15 protein-coding genes are annotated in these 16521 nt (G+C 69.8%); 9 read left to right on the forward strand and 6 right to left on the reverse strand.

Annotation, left to right across the window (positions count from 1 at the left end; all coding sequences use genetic code 11):
• The first annotated feature begins 33 nt into the window (after positions 1-33).
• Together KOI47_RS01345 and KOI47_RS01350 are read left to right on the forward strand one after the other, a co-directional pair.
• Complete coding sequence (locus KOI47_RS01345) at positions 34-1716, forward strand: hypothetical protein (RefSeq protein WP_216212955.1); 1683 nt, start codon at positions 34-36, stop codon at positions 1714-1716.
• Positions 1717-1773: 57 nt separating this feature from the next.
• Positions 1774-2514, forward strand: a complete 741-nt coding sequence (locus tag KOI47_RS01350) for a lysophospholipid acyltransferase family protein (RefSeq protein ID WP_216212956.1) — start codon at positions 1774-1776, stop codon at positions 2512-2514.
• Between the two features lie 29 nt (positions 2515-2543).
• On the opposite strand, the gene KOI47_RS01355 is transcribed toward KOI47_RS01350, so the two are convergent.
• Both KOI47_RS01355 and KOI47_RS01360 read right to left on the reverse strand, forming a co-directional pair.
• Positions 2544-3041: a hypothetical protein gene (locus tag KOI47_RS01355; protein ID WP_216212959.1), complete on the reverse strand. Its 498-nt coding sequence runs from the start codon at positions 3039-3041 to the stop codon at positions 2544-2546.
• 57 nt (positions 3042-3098) lie between these two features.
• The gene (locus tag KOI47_RS01360; protein ID WP_216212961.1) at positions 3099-3911 is read right to left on the reverse strand and encodes a Cof-type HAD-IIB family hydrolase; all 813 of its coding nucleotides are present in this window, start codon (positions 3909-3911) and stop codon (positions 3099-3101) included.
• An 89-nt stretch (positions 3912-4000) separates the two neighbouring features.
• Between KOI47_RS01360 and KOI47_RS01365 the strand changes: the two genes are divergently transcribed.
• On the forward strand, positions 4001-4894 hold the full coding sequence (locus KOI47_RS01365) for an LLM class flavin-dependent oxidoreductase (RefSeq protein ID WP_216212964.1): 894 nt from the start codon (positions 4001-4003) through the stop codon (positions 4892-4894).
• A 213-nt stretch (positions 4895-5107) separates the two neighbouring features.
• Here the strand turns inward: KOI47_RS01365 and KOI47_RS01370 are convergent, their stop codons facing one another.
• Positions 5108-7093, reverse strand: a complete 1986-nt coding sequence (locus tag KOI47_RS01370; protein ID WP_216212966.1) for a DUF6541 family protein — start codon at positions 7091-7093, stop codon at positions 5108-5110.
• Between the two features lie 81 nt (positions 7094-7174).
• On the opposite strand from KOI47_RS01370, the gene glf reads away from it, so the two are divergent.
• The 4 genes from glf (at position 7175) to KOI47_RS01390 (ending at position 11474) form a co-directional block, all read left to right on the forward strand.
• Complete coding sequence (gene glf / locus KOI47_RS01375) at positions 7175-8398, forward strand: UDP-galactopyranose mutase (protein WP_216212970.1); 1224 nt, start codon at positions 7175-7177, stop codon at positions 8396-8398.
• Positions 8391-8936 carry a phosphatase PAP2 family protein gene (locus KOI47_RS01380; protein WP_216212973.1) on the forward strand — a complete coding sequence of 182 codons (546 nt, stop codon included), beginning with the start codon at positions 8391-8393 and terminating at the stop codon, positions 8934-8936. The genes glf and KOI47_RS01380 overlap by 8 nt, the downstream gene beginning before the upstream one ends.
• Positions 8933-9856 carry a decaprenyl-phosphate phosphoribosyltransferase gene (locus tag KOI47_RS01385; protein ID WP_216212976.1) on the forward strand — a complete coding sequence of 308 codons (924 nt, stop codon included), beginning with the start codon at positions 8933-8935 and terminating at the stop codon, positions 9854-9856. Before KOI47_RS01380 ends, KOI47_RS01385 begins: the two co-directional genes overlap by 4 nt.
• 61 nt (positions 9857-9917) lie before the next feature.
• Complete coding sequence (locus tag KOI47_RS01390) at positions 9918-11474, forward strand: hypothetical protein (protein ID WP_232376481.1); 1557 nt, start codon at positions 9918-9920, stop codon at positions 11472-11474.
• A gap of 21 nt (positions 11475-11495) precedes the next feature.
• Here the strand turns inward: KOI47_RS01390 and KOI47_RS01395 are convergent, their stop codons facing one another.
• The 3 genes from KOI47_RS01395 to KOI47_RS01405 are packed head-to-tail and all read right to left on the reverse strand — an operon-like array spanning position 11496 to position 13931.
• Positions 11496-11744, reverse strand: a complete 249-nt coding sequence (locus KOI47_RS01395) for a YbaB/EbfC family nucleoid-associated protein (RefSeq protein WP_216212979.1) — start codon at positions 11742-11744, stop codon at positions 11496-11498.
• 46 nt (positions 11745-11790) lie between these two features.
• Positions 11791-12546: a decaprenylphospho-beta-D-erythro-pentofuranosid-2-ulose 2-reductase gene (locus KOI47_RS01400; RefSeq protein WP_216212982.1), complete on the reverse strand. Its 756-nt coding sequence runs from the start codon at positions 12544-12546 to the stop codon at positions 11791-11793.
• Positions 12543-13931: an FAD-binding oxidoreductase gene (locus tag KOI47_RS01405; RefSeq protein ID WP_216212986.1), complete on the reverse strand. Its 1389-nt coding sequence runs from the start codon at positions 13929-13931 to the stop codon at positions 12543-12545. The genes KOI47_RS01400 and KOI47_RS01405 overlap by 4 nt, the downstream gene beginning before the upstream one ends.
• Before the next feature lie 76 nt (positions 13932-14007).
• Between KOI47_RS01405 and KOI47_RS01410 the strand changes: the two genes are divergently transcribed.
• Together KOI47_RS01410 and KOI47_RS01415 are read left to right on the forward strand one after the other, a co-directional pair.
• Positions 14008-14478 (forward strand): GtrA family protein, encoded by a 471-nt coding sequence (locus KOI47_RS01410; protein ID WP_216212988.1) that lies wholly within the window; start codon positions 14008-14010, stop codon positions 14476-14478.
• A 68-nt stretch (positions 14479-14546) separates the two neighbouring features.
• Positions 14547-16520: a glycosyltransferase gene (locus tag KOI47_RS01415; RefSeq protein WP_216212991.1), complete on the forward strand. Its 1974-nt coding sequence runs from the start codon at positions 14547-14549 to the stop codon at positions 16518-16520.
• Position 16521: the final 1 nt, after the last annotated feature.

A 16521-nucleotide genomic window follows, 5' to 3' on the forward strand; every position in this document is an offset into this window, starting at 1 on the left:
CGCCGGGCGGTTTCCGCGAGGGGTGAGAGGCATTTGATCGTCGTCGCTGTCGCAGCGTGGCTCATCCTGGCCGTATTCGTGTTGATCGCCTGGTCCAGGATCAATACCCACAAGGCATGGCGGGTCGGCGCGTTGTCGCTGGCCTGCGCCTTCTCGCTGGCGCACCAGCTGATGTTCAGCACCGTTGCCGAGGACGCCTACATCAGTTTCCGGTACGCGCTGAACATTGCGGAGGGCAACGGGCCGGTATTCAACGCCGGTGAGCGGGTCGAGGGCTACTCGAACTTTCTCTGGGTGATCATCCTCGGGCTGTTGAAAACGGTGTTCGGGCTGGAGATCGTCGGCTCGGCGGTCGTGCTCGGGGTGCTGTGCACGCTGGGCTGCGTGGTGCTCGCCTACCTGCTGGTCAACCGGGTGGTGGGGCTGGTGCGGCCGGAGGGCCCCGAGCAGCCGGCCTTCGGCATCGCGGCGGCGGTGCTGACCGCGGGGGCCAGCGGGCTGGCCGCCTACGGCCCTTCCGGCCTGGAGACGCCGCTGTTCCTGCTGCTGATCCTGGCCCTGTGCCTTGCGGTGACCGCGCGAAGGTTCGTCATTGCCGGGGTGCTGGTGGCGCTGGCCACCATGACCAGGCCGGATGGCGTGGTGGTCGGCACGATCGTCGGGCTGTGGCTGCTGCTGGCCGCCGCGCGGAAGCGGGCGAGCTGGTGGGCCCCTGCGGGGTACGTGCTCGGCGCGCTCGTGCTCGCGGTGCCGTGGACCGCCTGGCGGGTGATCTACTACGGGTACCTGATCCCGAACGCGCTGGCCGCGAAGATGGGTGCCCCACTGGGCTGGCAGCTCGGCCAGGGCTGGGACTACCTCTCCGGTTTCACCCTGGCGCACGAGGGCTTCCTGCTGCTGGCCGCGGCCATGATCGTGGCTCTGCTGCTGGCAAGGCCGTCGGCCACGGTGCCGGGCAATGCCCTGGCCCGCTCGGTGGTCTGGCTGCTGTTCGCGATCGCCATCGGCTACCTGGCCTTCATCACCTACGCGGGCGGTGACTGGATGCCTGCCTGGCGGCTGCTTGCGCCGGTCCCGCCGCTGCTTGCGGTGGCCTCGGCCGCCGCGTACGGGGTGATCCGCAAGGCCGCGGACACTCCCTCGCCGCGGCCCCGCGGGCGGCTGGCCTACCTGGTGCCGGTGCTGGTGCTGGTGGTGTCCGGCCTGTCCCTGATCGTCTCGACCGTGCACCCGTTGATGCTCAGCCGGATGCATGCCTGGCGGGACAAGATCGCCGAGATGTCCGAGATCGGTTCCTGGTTCGCCGACCGGTTGCCAGCGGGCACCGTGATCAGCACCTTCGCCAACGGGGTGCTCTCCTACCGGGCCGGCCCGCAGCTGATCATGGTGGACGTGCTCGGCCTCACCGACGAGCACATCGCCAGGCACGGCAGCCGCAATGTGGATCTCGGCCTGATCGGGCATATCACCACCGACTACGACTACGTGGTCAACGTGCGCAGGCCCGCGCTGGCCGTGGTCACCGGCAGCGGCTACTCCGACCGGCAGCGGTGCGGAGCCGACCCGGTCTACGCAGGCCGCTACCAGGTGGCCACCTTCCGTCGTACCGGTACGGACAAATGGGTGGCGGTGTACCCGCTGGCCTCCCAGGCCACCAGCCTGATCGAAACCCTGGACGCGGATCCGCGGTTCGAGTACGTGCCCTGCGCGACGTGATCCAGGAAACCTACGCAGCCGTAGGTTCGACCGGTTACGGTCGCGTAGCCTGGGCTGATGGCTGAGCTCGTATACCCGCCCGTCGTGCTGGCGGCCAAGGCGATGTTCCGGATGCTGGACCTGCGGCTGCGGGTGGACGGCGCCGAGCACATCCCGGCCGAGGGCGGCGCGGTGATCGCTTGCAACCACGTGAGCTACCTGGACTTCGTGTTCTGCGGGCTCGGCGCGCAACCGGCAGGCAGGCTGGTGCGGTTCATGGCCAAGCGGGAGATCTTCGCCAACCGGATCGCCGGGCCGCTGATGCGCGGGATGCACCACATCTCGGTGGACCGCGCCGCAGGCAAGGCCTCCTACGAGGAGGCGGTGCGGCGGCTGCGGGCAGGCGAGGTCGTCGGTGTGTTCCCGGAGGCCACGATCAGCCGGTCGTTCACGGTGAAAGGGCTCAAGTCCGGTGCGGTGCGGATGGCCGCGGAAGCGGGCGTGCCGGTGGTGCCGATGGCGGTGTGGGGCACCCACCGGCTGTGGACCAAGGGCAGGCCGCGCACGCTGACCAAACGCCACCTGCCGATCTCCATCCTGGCCGGGGCACCGATGCGGCCCGGCACCGATGAGGACCCCGAGGTGCTCACCAAGGACCTGCGGGTGCGGATGTCCGGACTGCTGGAGCGGGTCCAGGCGGACTACCCGGAGTCCCCGGCCGATGAGCAGGATCGATGGTGGCTGCCAGCGCATCTCGGCGGCACCGCGCCCACCCCGGAGCAGGCCGCGGAACTGGACAACCGGCGCCCGGAGTCCTGACCAGGCGCTGGTCAAGAAAGGTGGCTGCCTCAGGTGGTGAACAGCCACCAGTGCACCACCGGGCGGTCCGGGTCGGCCCGGTCGACCAGCACCTTCCGGTTGACCCGCTGCGTGCGGCCCTCGCCGGGGGCCAGCACATCCTGCCCGGACGCGATCTCGTCCCCGGTGCCGAACTCGAGCCCGTCCACTGGCCGCTGGTGGACCTCCCGGCCCGGGGTCAGTGCCGTGCTGAACCCGGACCCGGTGAGCATGGCCTCGATCGAGTCCGGCGGGGTGGCGAAGGCCAGCACGTACATATCGTCGATACCGGACTGATGCTGCACCCCGAGCACCTCGGCGTCCGTCGGGACGGCGAGCCCGCCGAACGCGACCGCCTCCTGGACGACCCCCTGATCGGTGGTTGCGGTCTCCCCTGCCGATCGCTCCGGCACGCGATCATCCCCGGTCGATCCCTGGCCGCAGCCCGCCAGCGCGAGGGCGGCAAGGGTCACGGCGGCCACCAGCAGCAGTACCGCGGAGTTATCCACAGTTTTGGGAACAATCCCCAGCGCCTGTGGACAACCTTGGGGACGACCCGTGGCCACCTAGAACCAGCGCTCCAGCACCTGCGCGACACCGTCCTCGGAGTTGGGCGCGGTCACCTCGTCCGCGGCCGCCCGGACCGCCGGATGCGCGTTGGCCATCGCCACCCCGTGCCCGGCCCAGCCCAGCATGGCCAGGTCGTTGGGCATGTCCCCGAAGGCGATGACCCGGTCCTGGTCCACCGCAAGGCGCTCGGCCACCTCGGCCAGCCCGGTCGCCTTGGTGATGCCGGGTGCGGACAGCTCGATCAGCCCGGCGCCGGTGGAAAATGTGATGTTCACCGCATCGCCCAGTGCGGCCTCGGCCGCCGTCACCATCTCGTCCGAGCTCATCCCGGTCTTGCTCACCAGCAGCTTCACCGCCTTGTGCCCGAGCACCTCGCCGCGCGGCGCGGTCATCCCCTCGCCGTCACCCCACGGGTTGTAGTACTCGTGCTCGATCACGAAATGCCGAAGCCCCTGGTCAGCGGCCCGCACCCCAACCCGTTCGGCGGCGAGTCGGCAGCCGGGCAGCGCATGCTCCAGCGCATCGGCCAGGTCGTGCAACAGCACCGGCTCGAGCCCGTGGAAGCCCAGCACCCGGTCCGCGCCGATGTCGTAGAGCACCGCACCGTTGGCGCACACGGCGTAACCGGTGAGCCCGGCGGCGCCGGCGATCGGTGGGATCCAGCGCGGTGGCCGCCCGCTGACCAGCACGAACGGCGTTCCATCCGCGATTACCCTATGTACCAGGTCGCGAGTGCGAGGGCTGAGCTCCTCGGTCGGGGTGAGCAGGGTGCCATCGACGTCCGAGGCGATCAGTTGAGGCTTGTCCACGGATCCATCATCCCGGATGCCGACCGGCACCGGCCGATCACCAAGGCCCGTCACCAAGCACTGTCGGCGGTTGCTACTACCTTGGCCACGTGCGCGTTGGCATTGTGATCCTTCCGGAAGACCGTTGGTGGGCAGCGGAGCCCAAGTGGCGAGCGGCCGAGGAGTACGGCTTCGACCACGCCTGGACTTACGACCACCTCGGCTGGAGATCGCTGGTCGACGGGCCGTGGTTCGACGCCGTCCCCACGCTGACCGCCGCGGCTACGGTCACCTCGCAGCTGCGGCTCGGCACCTTCGTCGCCTCCCCGAACTTCCGCCACCCGGTGCCGTTCATGCGCGAGCTGAACACCCTGGACGACATCGCCGACGGCCGGATCATCGTCGGGCTCGGCGCGGGATCGGCCGCCTATGACGCGCAGGTACTCGGCCACCCCGAGCTGTCCGCAGGGCAGCGGGCCGACCGGTTCATCGAGTTCACCGAGGCGCTGGACGGCCTGCTCACCACGGACAAGTTCGACTACCAGGGCAGCTACTTCAGCGCGGTCGGCGCCCGGAACCTGCCGGGCCCGGTGCAGCGGCCGCGGATGCCCTTCCTGATCGCCGCGAACGGACCCCGCACCATGCGCGTGGTGACCCGCTTCGGCGGCGGCTGGGTGACCACCGGGCGCCGCTCGGAGTCGATGGCGGAGTGGTGGCGCAGTGTCGGCGAGCTCACCGGGCGGTTCGAGGAGGTACTCGGGCGCAGCGACCGGGATCCCGCCGATATCCACCGGTACCTGAGCCTGGACGCCGCCCCGCAGTACTCGATGAGCAGCGCGCAGGCCTTCGCCGACGCCGCGGGCCGGGCGGGTGAGCTCGGGTTCACCGATGTCGTGGCGCACTGGCCGCGCAGCACCGGCCCCTACCAGGGGCACGAGGCGGTGCTGGAGCAGATCGTCGAGGATGTCCTGCCGGAGTTGCAAGGCTCTAGTCCGACCGGGTGAGCCTGGGTTGTTGATGAAACCGGCCCCCACCATGGCGCGTCGACTCTGACGCACAGGGAGTAACGGTGGGACGGTTCGCCCGCGGCGCGGTCAGATTTCAAGCGGGCGAACGGGTGCTTCCCCGGGGGTGTCGGGGAACCGCGGTTCCCGTGCGGTGGCAGGGGGAGAATCACCGCACGGGAACCGTCACTTTCCGGCTTGGCGCTGGAATCCTCAGCGCTCGAGCGCGTAGATGACCGCGTGCTGGTTGCGGTAGACCTCGTTCAGGAACGGCAGCCCGTCCAGGTCGCGCAGGCCCGGCGCTCTCGTCAGGTCGGGCAGTACCGAGCCGGAGCCGAGCAGCACATGCCGGACGTTCAGCCGCCGCACCGCGGCCTGCACCTTCGGGTCGTGCTGGTACTCGCGGAAGTGGGCGGCGAGGTAGGCCGCGTCCGGCGGGACCACGTTCCCGTCGTAGTGGCCTGCGACCGGCCGGACCCCGGTGATCGCGTACAGCCACGCCGTGCCGTCACTGCGGCCGTTGAGCACCATCTCGCCGGGGTCGGCCAGCTCGCCCATGCGCAGCATCGCGGCCACTTCGTCCCTGGTCACCGGGATATCGGTGTACCGGGACTCCGGCCAGTTCTGGTAGGCGAAGCCGACCGCCCTGGCGTTCGCCGTGGTGTAGAAACCGTTGGTGACCACCGCCATGGCCGCGATCAGCAGTGCCGCGCTCGCCATCCCGACGGCGCTGGCCGGAACCCCGGCCCGCGCCCCGGTCGAGGTGCGCCTGCGCGCCAGCGCGGTGCCGGTGGCCCACTTGGTGAGCAGCCGTTGCACCTCGGCGAGGCCGTGCGCGGCCAGCAGGCACAGCGGGATGGCCGCCAGCGCCATCAGCCGGTAACGGTCGTTCCACCACGGCCGGGAGAAGGTGATCACCCAGGACAGCCCGCCATAGCTGGCCACCAGCACGAAGATCCCGGACAGCAGCAGCGCGGACAGCCCGATCCAGCGCAGCCTGCGCAGGGTGCGGATCATCAGCACCCCGATGAGCAGGCACACCGACAGCCAGACCAGCGGCGGGGTGAGGAACTGCCGGAACAGCACCAGCTGGGACACCGCGTCCAGTACCGGGATGTCCGAGGCCCAGGGGTTGTACGGGAAGCTGCCCGAGCCGAAGCTGACCGCGCCGAGCAGGTGCGGGGCCGCGAGCAGTGCGGCCGCGAGGCCGACCGGGGCCACCCTTGCCAGGTCGGCGAGCGGTTTGCCCTCCCGGCGCCACCAGCGTTGCAGTACCAGCGGGAAGGCGAACAGGATCGCCCCGACCAGCGCGCTGGTGTGCGCCACCAGCAGACCCACCCCGGCCAGCGCCAGCACCAGCCCGGTGTCCGGCGCGGGCCTGCGCAGGAACCGGTCCAGCGCGAGCGCGCCGAGCGGGGTGAGCACGATGCCGAGGGCGAACGGCAGCAGCCCGCTGGACACCGACTCGTACGCGCCGGAGGTGGCCGCACCGGTCACGATGGCCGCGCTGCCCGCCAGCACCGCCCGGCCGCCGAACTGGCGGACCATCGCCACCATGGACAGTGCGAACAGGCCCGCGACCGGCACCGTGACCGCGTTCAGCACGGTCGGCACGGCGGCCCCGGACAGGGTGTAGACCAGGCTGGCGACCAGGTGGTAGCCGTTCGGATAGTAGGAGCCGTCCGGGTACCAGTTGATCGTGCTCATGCCGAACAGCGAGCCGTCGCCGGTCTCGGCGATGTAACGGATGCCGTTGGCGTGGTACACGGTGTCCCAGCGCTGGAAGATCGCGCTGGTGCCGCCGGCCGCGGAGAGCACCACGATCACCGAGAGCACGGTCGCCAGCAGCACGCAGGCCGCGACCGCCAGATGTGCCCGCCTGCTCCACGGCACCGGCGACCGGTCCGGCCGCATGGGGGTCCAGCCGCGCGCCTGCGCCAACCTGCGCAGGCCCAGCGCGGCCGCGGCGAGCAGCAGCACGACGGCCGCAGCGGTGCCGGGGTTGAACGGCAGCCCGGCAACCGCCAGCCACGGGCCTGCCAGCCCGGCAGCCAGATATGTGAACAGGGGAGCCATGCCGAACAGTGCCCAGCCGCGGAGACCGGCGGCCCAGCCGAGCAGGCCGCCCGGTAGCAGGAGCACGACCAGGTAGATCCCGATCGTGCTGGCGTAGATCCAGATCGAATCCGGTGTTGGCACTGGTGGCAACTACTTCTACTCGATGGCTAATGCATGGGCGTGTTGTGGTCCGTTTCCGGCGCGCCGGTAGCCTGTGCGCCCGTGAGCGCGCACACGAACCCCACCAAGATTACTGAAGACGATTTCGCCGGTTACGACCTGATCGTGGTCGGCTCCGGCTTCTTCGGTCTCACCGTCGCCGAGCGGGCGGCGACGCAGCTCGACAAGCGGGTCCTCGTCCTGGAGCGGCGGGAGCACATCGGCGGTAACGCCTATTCCGAACCCGAGCCGGAGACCGGCATCGAGGTGCACCGGTACGGCGCGCACCTGTTCCATACCTCGAACAAGCGGGTATGGGACTACGTCAACCAGTTCACCGAGTTCACGAACTACCAGCACCGGGTCTTCGGGAAGTACCAGGGTCAGGTTTACCCGTTGCCGATGAACCTCGGATTGATCAACCAGTTCTTCGGCAAGTCGCACACACCGGACGAAGCGCGCGAACTGATCGCGCAGCAGGCCAGTGAGATCGACACCAAGGACGCGCAGAACCTCGAGGAAAAGGGGATCTCGCTGATCGGCCGCCCGCTGTACGAGGCATTCATCCGCGGGTACACGGCCAAGCAGTGGCAGACCGACCCCAAGGAGCTCTCGGCGTCGATCATCACCCGGCTGCCGGTGCGCTACACCTTCGACAACCGCTACTTCAACGACACCTACGAGGGTCTTCCGGTCGACGGCTACACCGCCTGGCTGGAGCGGATGGCCGACCACCCGAACATCGAGGTCCGGCTGAACGTTGACTACTTCGACGTGCGGGCGGCCATCCCGGCGGGCACCCCCACGCTCTACACCGGACCGCTGGACCGCTACTTCGGCTACTCCGAGGGCAGGCTCGGCTGGCGCACTCTGGACTTCGAGCAGGAGGTCGTTTCCACCGGCGACTTCCAGGGCACCTCGGTGATGAACTACAACGACGAACAAGTGCCCTACACTCGGATCCACGAGTTCCGGCACTTCCACCCCGAGCGCGACTACCCCAAGGACAAGACGGTGATCGTCCGGGAGTACTCGCGGTTCGCCGCGGACACCGACGAGCCGTACTACCCGATCAACACCCAGGAGGACCGGGAGAAGCTGGAGCGCTACCGGGAACTGGCCAAGCGGGAGGCCAAGGAGCACAACGTGCTGTTCGGCGGGCGGCTGGGTACCTACAAGTACCTGGATATGCACATGGCGATCGGCTCGGCACTCTCGGTGTTCGACAACAAGATCGGCCCGCACCTCGCCGACGGAGCCCCGCTGGACGGGTCCCTTGATGCTTGAGCGAGCCCCGGAAGAGGCACCGGAAGGCGAGCGCCCGCCTTCCGGTGAGGTCGCGGCGCTGGCCAGGGTGCAGGACGTGCTGGCGAGCCCGCAGGCGGTCAAGGCCGCCCGCGGGCTGTCCCACTTCGGTGAGCACAGCGCGGGCTGGTTCGCACTCGGGCTGCTCGGCGCCGCGGTGGACCGGCGGCGGCGCCGGGACTGGCTCGCCGCGGCGGCCGGGGTCGTCGGGGCGCATGCCGCCTCCATCGCGGTCAAGCGGGTGGTGCGCAGGCCGCGGCCGGAGCACGAGTCGGTGCGGGTGCTGGTCGGCACCCCGAGCAGGTTGAGCTTCCCCTCCTCGCATGCGACATCCACCACAGCGGCCGCGGTGCTGTATTCGGGTATGACCGGGCGTAACCTCGTGCCCGTACTCGTGCCGCCGATGCTCGCCTCCCGACTGGTACTCGGTGTGCACTACCCGACCGACGTGCTGGCCGGCGCGGCGCTTGGCGGCGTGCTCGGCGCACTGCTGCGACGGAAGTTGAACAGGCATTCATGAGTGAGACGACCGAGCGGGTGGAGCCCGCCGTGACCCCGCGCAGGGGCCCGGTGGGCGGTGTGCTGGGCGTGCTGAAGACCGCCCGGCCACGGCAATGGGTGAAGAACGTCCTGGTCTTCGCGGCGCCGTTCACCGGCGTGCGGCTCGGGGACGGCGGGGTGCTGCTGGACGCGGCGATCGCGTTCGTTGCCTTCTCGCTCGTCGCCTCCTCGGTGTACCTGATCAACGACGCGGTGGACGTGGAGGCGGACCGGGCGCATCCGACCAAGCGCAACCGGCCGATCGCCGCCGGGATCGTGCCGGTGCGGGTGGCCTACGCGGCAGCCGTGCTGTTCTTCGCCGGTGGGATGGCGGTCGGCCTGCTCGCCGATCCGAAGCTGCTGATCGTGCTGGGCGTGTACGAGGCGATCCAGCTGGGGTACTGCTTCGGGTTGAAGCACCAGCCGGTGATCGATCTCGCGATCGTGGGCTCGGGCTTCCTGATGCGGCTGATCGCGGGCGGTGTCGCGACCGGTATCGCGCTGTCCCAGTGGTTCCTGCTGGTCACCGCGTTCGGCTCGCTGTTCATGGTGGCGGGCAAGCGCTACGCCGAGGTGATGCTGTTCGAGCGCACCGGGGCGAAGATCCGGTCCTCGCTGAAGAAGTACTCGGCGAGCTACCTGCGCTTCGTCTGGGCCACCTCGGCCGCGATCCTGATCATGTCCTACTGCCTGTGGGCCTTCGAGCAGCAGCAGCGGGCGCCGGAGTCGGTGTGGGCGGTCATCTCGATCGTTCCGCTGGTGCTCGCGGTGCTGCGGTACGCGGTGGACGTGGACGGCGGCAACGCGGGCGAGCCGGAGGAGATCGCCCTGCGCGACCGGGTGCTACAGGTGCTCGGTGCCTCCCTGGTGGTGAGCCTCGTCGTCACCTACTACCTGTGAATAACCAGGCAAAACCTATTAGGTAACAGAAACGTCACAGCTACGCCGTACAGTGGCGTGGATGTCGCAGCACACCCTCAGCACCGGCAGTACCCCCAGTAACGGCAGCGACGCCGACGAATACCGGCAGTGGCCGCTCTGGGGGACGCCTGCGGTGGTGGCCCTGTTCTCCACCGCCGCCTTCATGGTGGTGCGCACCCACCTGATCGACGACACCTACATCACCCTGGCCTACGCCGAGAATCTCGCCTTCCACGGGCATTGGGGACTGATCGACCAGGGCACATCGAACACCGCCACCTCGCCGCTGAACGTGCTGCTGCTGGCGGTCATCACGGTGCTGGTGCGGGATGCGGTGTTCGCCGCCGGGGTGCTGTTCGTCGCCTGCCAGGTGGTGCTGGTGCTCGGGCTGCGCAGGCTCGGCACGGGCGCCGGCCTGCCCCGCTGGTTCGCCCCGGTGAGTGTCGGCCTGCTGACCGTGAACCCGCTGCTGCTGTCCTCGGTGGGGCTGGAGATCACGCTCGGCGCGGCGGCACTGTCCTGGCTGGTGGTGTTCGCGACCGAGCGGCGGCCGGTCGCACTGGGCGCCGTGGCCGGGCTGCTCGCCCTGATCCGGCTGGACCTGCTGGTGTTCGCGGTCGTCCTGCTGCCCGCCGCGCTGCTGCTGGTCCGTGGGCGGTTCGGGACCGGTGCCCTGCGTGCGCTGGCGGTCTCGCTCGGGGCCTTCCTCGCGGTTGCCCTGCCGTGGTTCCTGTTCAGCTGGTTCGTCCTCGGTTCGGCCGTGCCGGACACGCTGATCATCAAGACCCTGCAGCGGTCCTGGGGGGAATGGAGCTTCACCACCGGCGCCGAGCTCTACCTGCGGCGCTACCCGCTGGCCACCGCGCTGTCCTTCCTGCCGGCGGTGGCCGGCGGCCTGCTGGGCCTGCCCTGGCTGATCGCGGCGCTGCGGGGGTCGGCCAAGGCCCGCTCGCTGCTGCCCTTCGCCGTGCTCGCGGTGGGCGGGGCGCTGCACTACGCCGCCTATGTGTGGCTGGATGTACCGCCGTACCACTGGTACTACGGCCCGAGCATCGTCGGCGCCACGGTGTTCCTGGTCGCGCTGTGCGCCCGCTGGACCCCGCGGCTCGGCCTGGCGGCCCCGGCCGTGCTGACCGCGGCCAGTGTGGCGGCGTATGCCGCGCCCGGCCTGCCCCGCGAGTTCCCACCGGTCACCACCAACCACGCCAGCTCGCAGCGCTACCTGGAGATCGGCGAGCAGATCGGCCGGATCGTGCCCGGTGCGACCGTGCACAGCGCGGGCGAGGTTGGTGCCCTCGCCTATGCCTGTTCCTGCGCGCTGGTGGACCTGTTCTCCGACCGGGGCGCGGTCGGCCCGGCCATCACCGAGCGGCAGGCCCGCAGCGGCCCGATCGGGCGCGCGCTGCTGGAGGTGAACTTCGAGTTCCTGGACCGCGGGCTGCGGCCCGCCCGCGCCGAGTACGTACTCCAGACCACCCCGCTGGCCGCCCCGCCGAAGGCGCTGGCCAGCTGGACCATCGGCTCACCGTGGATGGGAGCCCGGCAGCTCTACCTGATCCGGGCCGCCGACGCCGCCCGGCCGAACCCCCAGTGGTGACCCTCGCTCAGTGCCTGGATCTCAGTGCCGGGACCGGCGGCGCTGCGCCGCGGACGGCCGGGGCGGCGGCAGCCTGCGGGCGGCGGGCGATGCCGGGGTAGCCTCGCCCGCCCGCTCGGTCGCCGTGCGGATGGCCTCCAGTAGCTCCTGCTGGAGCTGGGTGTGCGGGCGTTGCGTGGCTTCCGGCGTCAGCCGCAGGTCGACCACCGCCCCGGTGGACGTGACCGTGACCGCGACCGAACCGTCCGCGTTACTGGCCTCCCCATGCATGACACCCAATGTATGCCGGTCACCCGCCCGAGTGACCCGCGGGTCGCTAGATGGGCAGCTTGCGGAAGATCGGCCGGGGAATGTGCCGCAGCGCCGACATCACGAACCGGAACTGCGCGGGCGCCCACACCAGCTCCCTGCGCTTGCGCACCGCGTCCACCGCGACCTCGGCGACCTGCTCGGCGGTCTGCTCCAGCGGCGCCTTGCCCATGCCCTCGGTCATCTTGGTCTTCACCTGGCCGGGCCGCACCACGGTGACCCGCACGCCGTGCGGGCGCAGCGCCTCGCCGAGCCCGAGGTAGAACCCGTCGAACCCGGCCTTGGTGGAGCCGTAGAGGAAGTTCGCCCTGCGCACCCGCTCACCAGCCACAGAGGACAGTGCGAGCACGGCGCCGTGGCCCTGCTTCTTCAGCCGGTCGGCCAGCGCCACCCCGACCGAAACCGCCGCGGTGTAGTTCACCGAGGCCAGTTCGACCGCCTTCGCGTGGTCCTGCCAGACCTCCTCGGCGTCGCCGAGCAGTCCGAAGGCGACGACCGTCAGGTCGATATCGCCGTCCCCGAACGCCTTGTCGATCACCGCGGGATGCGCGGCGGTGTCCTGGGCGTCGAAATCCACACAGGACACCTCGGCGCCCGCCGCGCGCAGCCGTTCGGCCGCGGCGTCCAGCCGGGGCGATGGCCGGGCGGCGAGCACGACCCGCAGCGGCCGAGCGGCGAGGTAGCGCTCCGCGATGGCGAGCGCGATGTCCGAGGTGCCGCCGAGCAGCAGCAGTGACTGGGGATTGCCTACAGCGTCGATCACAGGTTCAACCTTCGTGCCATATCCGAGGCGAAAACGCCGTCCGGGTCGTATGCGTTGCGAATCTTGCGCCATTCGTCGATGCGCGGGTAGCCCTGCTGGATCACCTCCGGCGAGGCGCGGGACTCCTTGGCGAGGTAGTGCCGCCCGCCGGCGTCCAGCACCATCCGGTCCAGTTCGGCGCACAGTTCGGCCAGCCCGCGTCCGACCGGGATGTCCACGCACAGGGTCCAGCCGGGTTTGGGGAAGGACAGGGGTGCCTGGTTGCCCGCGCCGAACCGCTTGAGCACGTTCAGGGCCGAGACCTGGCCGCGCTCGGTCATGGCCGTCAGCGCCGAGCGGATCACGTCCCCGCGCTCCAGCGGCACCACGAACTGGTACTGCAGGAAGCCGTGCGGGCCGTAGCCACGGTTCCACTCGCCGATGATGTCCAGCGGGTGCAGGAACTGGGTGATGTTCTGCACCGCGCCCAGCTTGGTCGGCGACTTGCGGTACCAGAACTCACTGAAGATCCGCCCGGTGAGCCGGTTCAGCAGGCCGGGCGGGAACACGTCCGGCACGGTGAGCAACTGCGGGGCGTCGAACTTCAGCGGGTTGGCCCGCAGCTTCTTCGGCAGGTCCTCGAGCTTGGCGTGGTTCGCCCTGGTCAGCGTCCCACGGCCGAAGTGCTGGCCGGTGGTCACCGCGTCGAACCAGGACACCGACTCCGCGTACTTCTCGTCGTCGCATGCCTGGCGCTCCATCAGCTCGTCCAGGTTGTCGATCTGCTCGGTGTCCACCACGAAGTAGGCGGTCTCCACGTGCTCCAGCCGCAGCGTGGCGCGTAGCACGATCCCGGTGAGCCCCATCCCGCCCACGGTGGCCCAGAACAGTTCGGACTCCGCGCCGTCCGGGGTGAGCGTGCGCACCTGGCCGTCCGCGGTGAGCAGGTCCATGGACAGCACGTGGTTGCCGAAGCTGCCCGCCACATGGTGTGCCTTGCCGTGGATGTCCGCGCCGATCGCGCCGCCGATGGTGACCTGCCGGGTGCCCGGCAGCACCGGGATCCACAGGCCGAACGGCAGCGCGGCACGCATCAGGGTGTCCAGGCTGACCCCGGCATCCACCACGACCACGCCGTTGTCGGCGTCCATCGAGTGGATCCGGTCCAGTGCGGTCATGTCGATGACCAGCCCGCCCGCATTCTGCGCGGGGTCACCGTAGGAGCGGCCCAGCCCGCGGGCGATCACCCCGCGGTCACCCGATTCGGCGACGGCGCGCGCGATGCGGTCGATATCGGGGGTGCTCAGCACCTCGGCGACCGTCGGTGCGGTGCGCCCCCAGCCGGTGAGGGCCTTTCGCTCGATGCTTGCTCGGATCGCTGCGCTCACCCGCCCCAGGGTAGCCATGCCCGGCACATCATCGTGTGGTGACCGCTTCTACACTCACCTGCGTCGAGACGAACCGGACCGGCGAGGTTGAGCAGTGGTGGCGACGGATCCCTACGCAGAAGTCGAGCCGACCCGACCCAGCTCGCCCGGATTGCCCGGTCAGCTCATCCGGTTCGTCCTCATCGGCGGTTTCTGCGCGCTGCTGGACTTCGGTACCTACCAGGGATTACTTGCGCTGGGCATGGTCGCGGCCCCGTGGGTTGACCTGGCAAGGGCGATGAGTTTCGTGGTCGGCACCAGTACCGCGTTTTTTCTTAACCGCAAATTCACATTCGCCGGTGGGCATCGGAAAGGTGCCGGACAGATCGGCGGATTCGTCCTGCTGTACACGGTGACGTTCTTCGTCGCGGTGGGGATGAATCGCTGGATGCTGTACCTGTTGCCGGACTTCGAACTACGAACCAGCGTCGCCTGGGTCATCTCGCAGGCAACCGCCACCACCATCAACTTCGTCATGCTGAAGTGGGTCGTGTTCCGCGAGCCGCGTCCCGACCGCACACAGTGAGCAGCTCACCATGCCGGGCCTGTACCTTGGCAGCGGTGTTTCGAGTCTTTTTGGAGGACTGAGGTCTGATGCCCGGTAAAGCAGCAGCGGCCACGCGGAAGTCGGCCGGGAACGGCGCGGGTGCCGCGGACCCGGCCGAAGCCGAGGTGTTCGCCGAGCGCGCCCCGCAGGGCAGGCTGCTCGCGCAGCGTGGCCTCTATGCCGGCCCTTCGGACCTGGTCAGCAAGGACCTCTACGCCGAGGTGGTGCGCGGCGTGGCCGCCCGCGGCCGTCGCGGCGTCACCCTCGAGCCCTCCGCCAGGGTGTCCGGGAACACCTACTTCGGCCGTTTCCCCGCCAGCTACTGGCAGCGCTGGACCGAGGTGCGGCAGGTAAGGGTGGAGGCCGTGGTGAACGGCTCCGGCACCCTCGCCGTCGGCGCCTCCGATCCGGAGGGTGAGTCGCGGGTGGTGGCCGCGAACACCGTGCGGGACGCCGAGCAGGCCACGGTTACCTTCGAGGCGAAGATCGACCGGTTCCTCGACGGCGGCGCGCTCTGGCTCGACCTGGAGACCGAGGCCGGCGAGCGGCTGACGGTGGAGGGCGTGCGGTGGACCGTGGAGCCGCCGGAGAAGATCCGGCCGACCGCGGTGACCATCTGCACGATGAACCGGGTGGACGACTGCCTCGCCACCCTGAAGGCGCTGGCGGGCGACCTGTCCTCGCTGGAGACCCTGGACGCCATCTACGTCGCCGACCAGGGCAGCGACCCGGTGGAGTCGCGGGAGACCTTCGCCGGGGTAGCCGCGGAGCTCGGCGACAAGCTGCACTACATCCGGCAGCCGAACCTCGGCGGCGCGGGCGGCTTCACCCGCGGGCTGTACGAGGTCGCCGGGCGCCTGGCGGGGGCGGAGGGGTCGGGACGCCAGGACAGCGCTGTGACGGAACACGCCAATGTGCTGTTCATGGACGACGACGTGCTGCTGGAGCCGGACCTGGTGATCCGGCTGACCGCGTTCTCCAACAAGGCCGCGAACCCGATGATCGTGGGTGGGCAGATGCTCAACCTGCTGCACCCGAACCAGCTGCACGTGGGCGCGGAGTACGCCCGGCTGAACACCCTCGAGCCCGGTCAGCCGGTCGAGCACAGCCTCACCACCGCCGACCTGCTCGGGGTGGACGAGGAGACCGGCAAGCCGAACCGGCAGGAGCGGCGGCTGGACGCCGGGTACAACGGCTGGTGGTCCTGCCTGATCCCGTACGAGGTGGTGAAGGAGATCGGCTACCCGATGCCGTACTTCTTCCAGTGGGACGACGCCGAGTACAGCTACCGGGCGCGGGCGCACGGCTTCCCCACGGTGACCCTGCCCGGTGCCGGGGTCTGGCACGCCGACTTCCACTGGAAGGACTGGGACGAGTGGCACCGCTACTTCAACCTGCGTAACTCCATCATCACCGCCGCGCTGCACAGCCCGTTCAACCTGAACCTGCTGTCCAGGGTGCTGCTGGCGCAGGTGGTGCGGTACCTGCTCAGCATGCAGTACGGCCTCACCGCGACCCTGATCAAGGCCGTGGAGGACTTCCTGGAGGGGCCGGAGATCCTGGCCGACGGCGGGGTTGCCGCGATGAAGGAGATCCGGGAGATCCGGGACCGCTACCCGGAGACCAAGCGGTACCCGGCAACCGACGTCCCGGGCATCGCCTCCAGCGACATCGGCATCATCAACACCGCGCCGCGACCCAGCCTGCAGCGTGCGGTGCTGCTCAAGCGCATCCTGGACCGGCTGCTCGGCAAGCACCGGCACGCGCTGGGCGCCATCCCGACCGACGAGGCGCACTGGTGGCACGTGTCCCTGTTCGAGACGGCGGTGGTCACCGACGCCAACCAGGAGGGCGTCCGGGTGCGCCGCTACGACCGGGCCCGGATGTTCGACCTCGCCAAGCAGACGGTCCGTGTGCTCCAGCGCCTGCGCAAGGAAGGGCGCGCCGTGCAGGAGCAGTACAAGCGGGCCATGCCCGAGCTGACCAGCCGGGCCAACTGGACCCGCCTCTACCGCCTCTGAC

The organism is Amycolatopsis aidingensis (genome assembly GCF_018885265.1).
GTDB lineage: Bacteria > Actinomycetota > Actinomycetes > Mycobacteriales > Pseudonocardiaceae > Amycolatopsis > Amycolatopsis aidingensis.

Bases quoted from the DNA above. Each gene is read 5' to 3' on its own strand.
- KOI47_RS01350 (WP_216212956.1), top strand. From the start codon at position 1,774: ATGGCTGAGCTCGTATACCCGCCCGTCGTGCTGGCGGCCAAGGCGATG.
- KOI47_RS01380 (WP_216212973.1), top strand. From the start codon at position 8,391: ATGCTTGAGCGAGCCCCGGAAGAGGCACCGGAAGGCGAGCGCCCGCCT.
- KOI47_RS01385 (WP_216212976.1), top strand. From the start codon at position 8,933: ATGAGTGAGACGACCGAGCGGGTGGAGCCCGCCGTGACCCCGCGCAGG.
- KOI47_RS01390 (WP_232376481.1), top strand. From the start codon at position 9,918: ATGTCGCAGCACACCCTCAGCACCGGCAGTACCCCCAGTAACGGCAGC.
- KOI47_RS01395 (WP_216212979.1), bottom strand. From the start codon at position 11,744: ATGCATGGGGAGGCCAGTAACGCGGACGGTTCGGTCGCGGTCACGGTC.
- KOI47_RS01405 (WP_216212986.1), bottom strand. From the start codon at position 13,931: ATGGCTACCCTGGGGCGGGTGAGCGCAGCGATCCGAGCAAGCATCGAG.
- KOI47_RS01415 (WP_216212991.1), top strand. From the start codon at position 14,547: ATGCCCGGTAAAGCAGCAGCGGCCACGCGGAAGTCGGCCGGGAACGGC.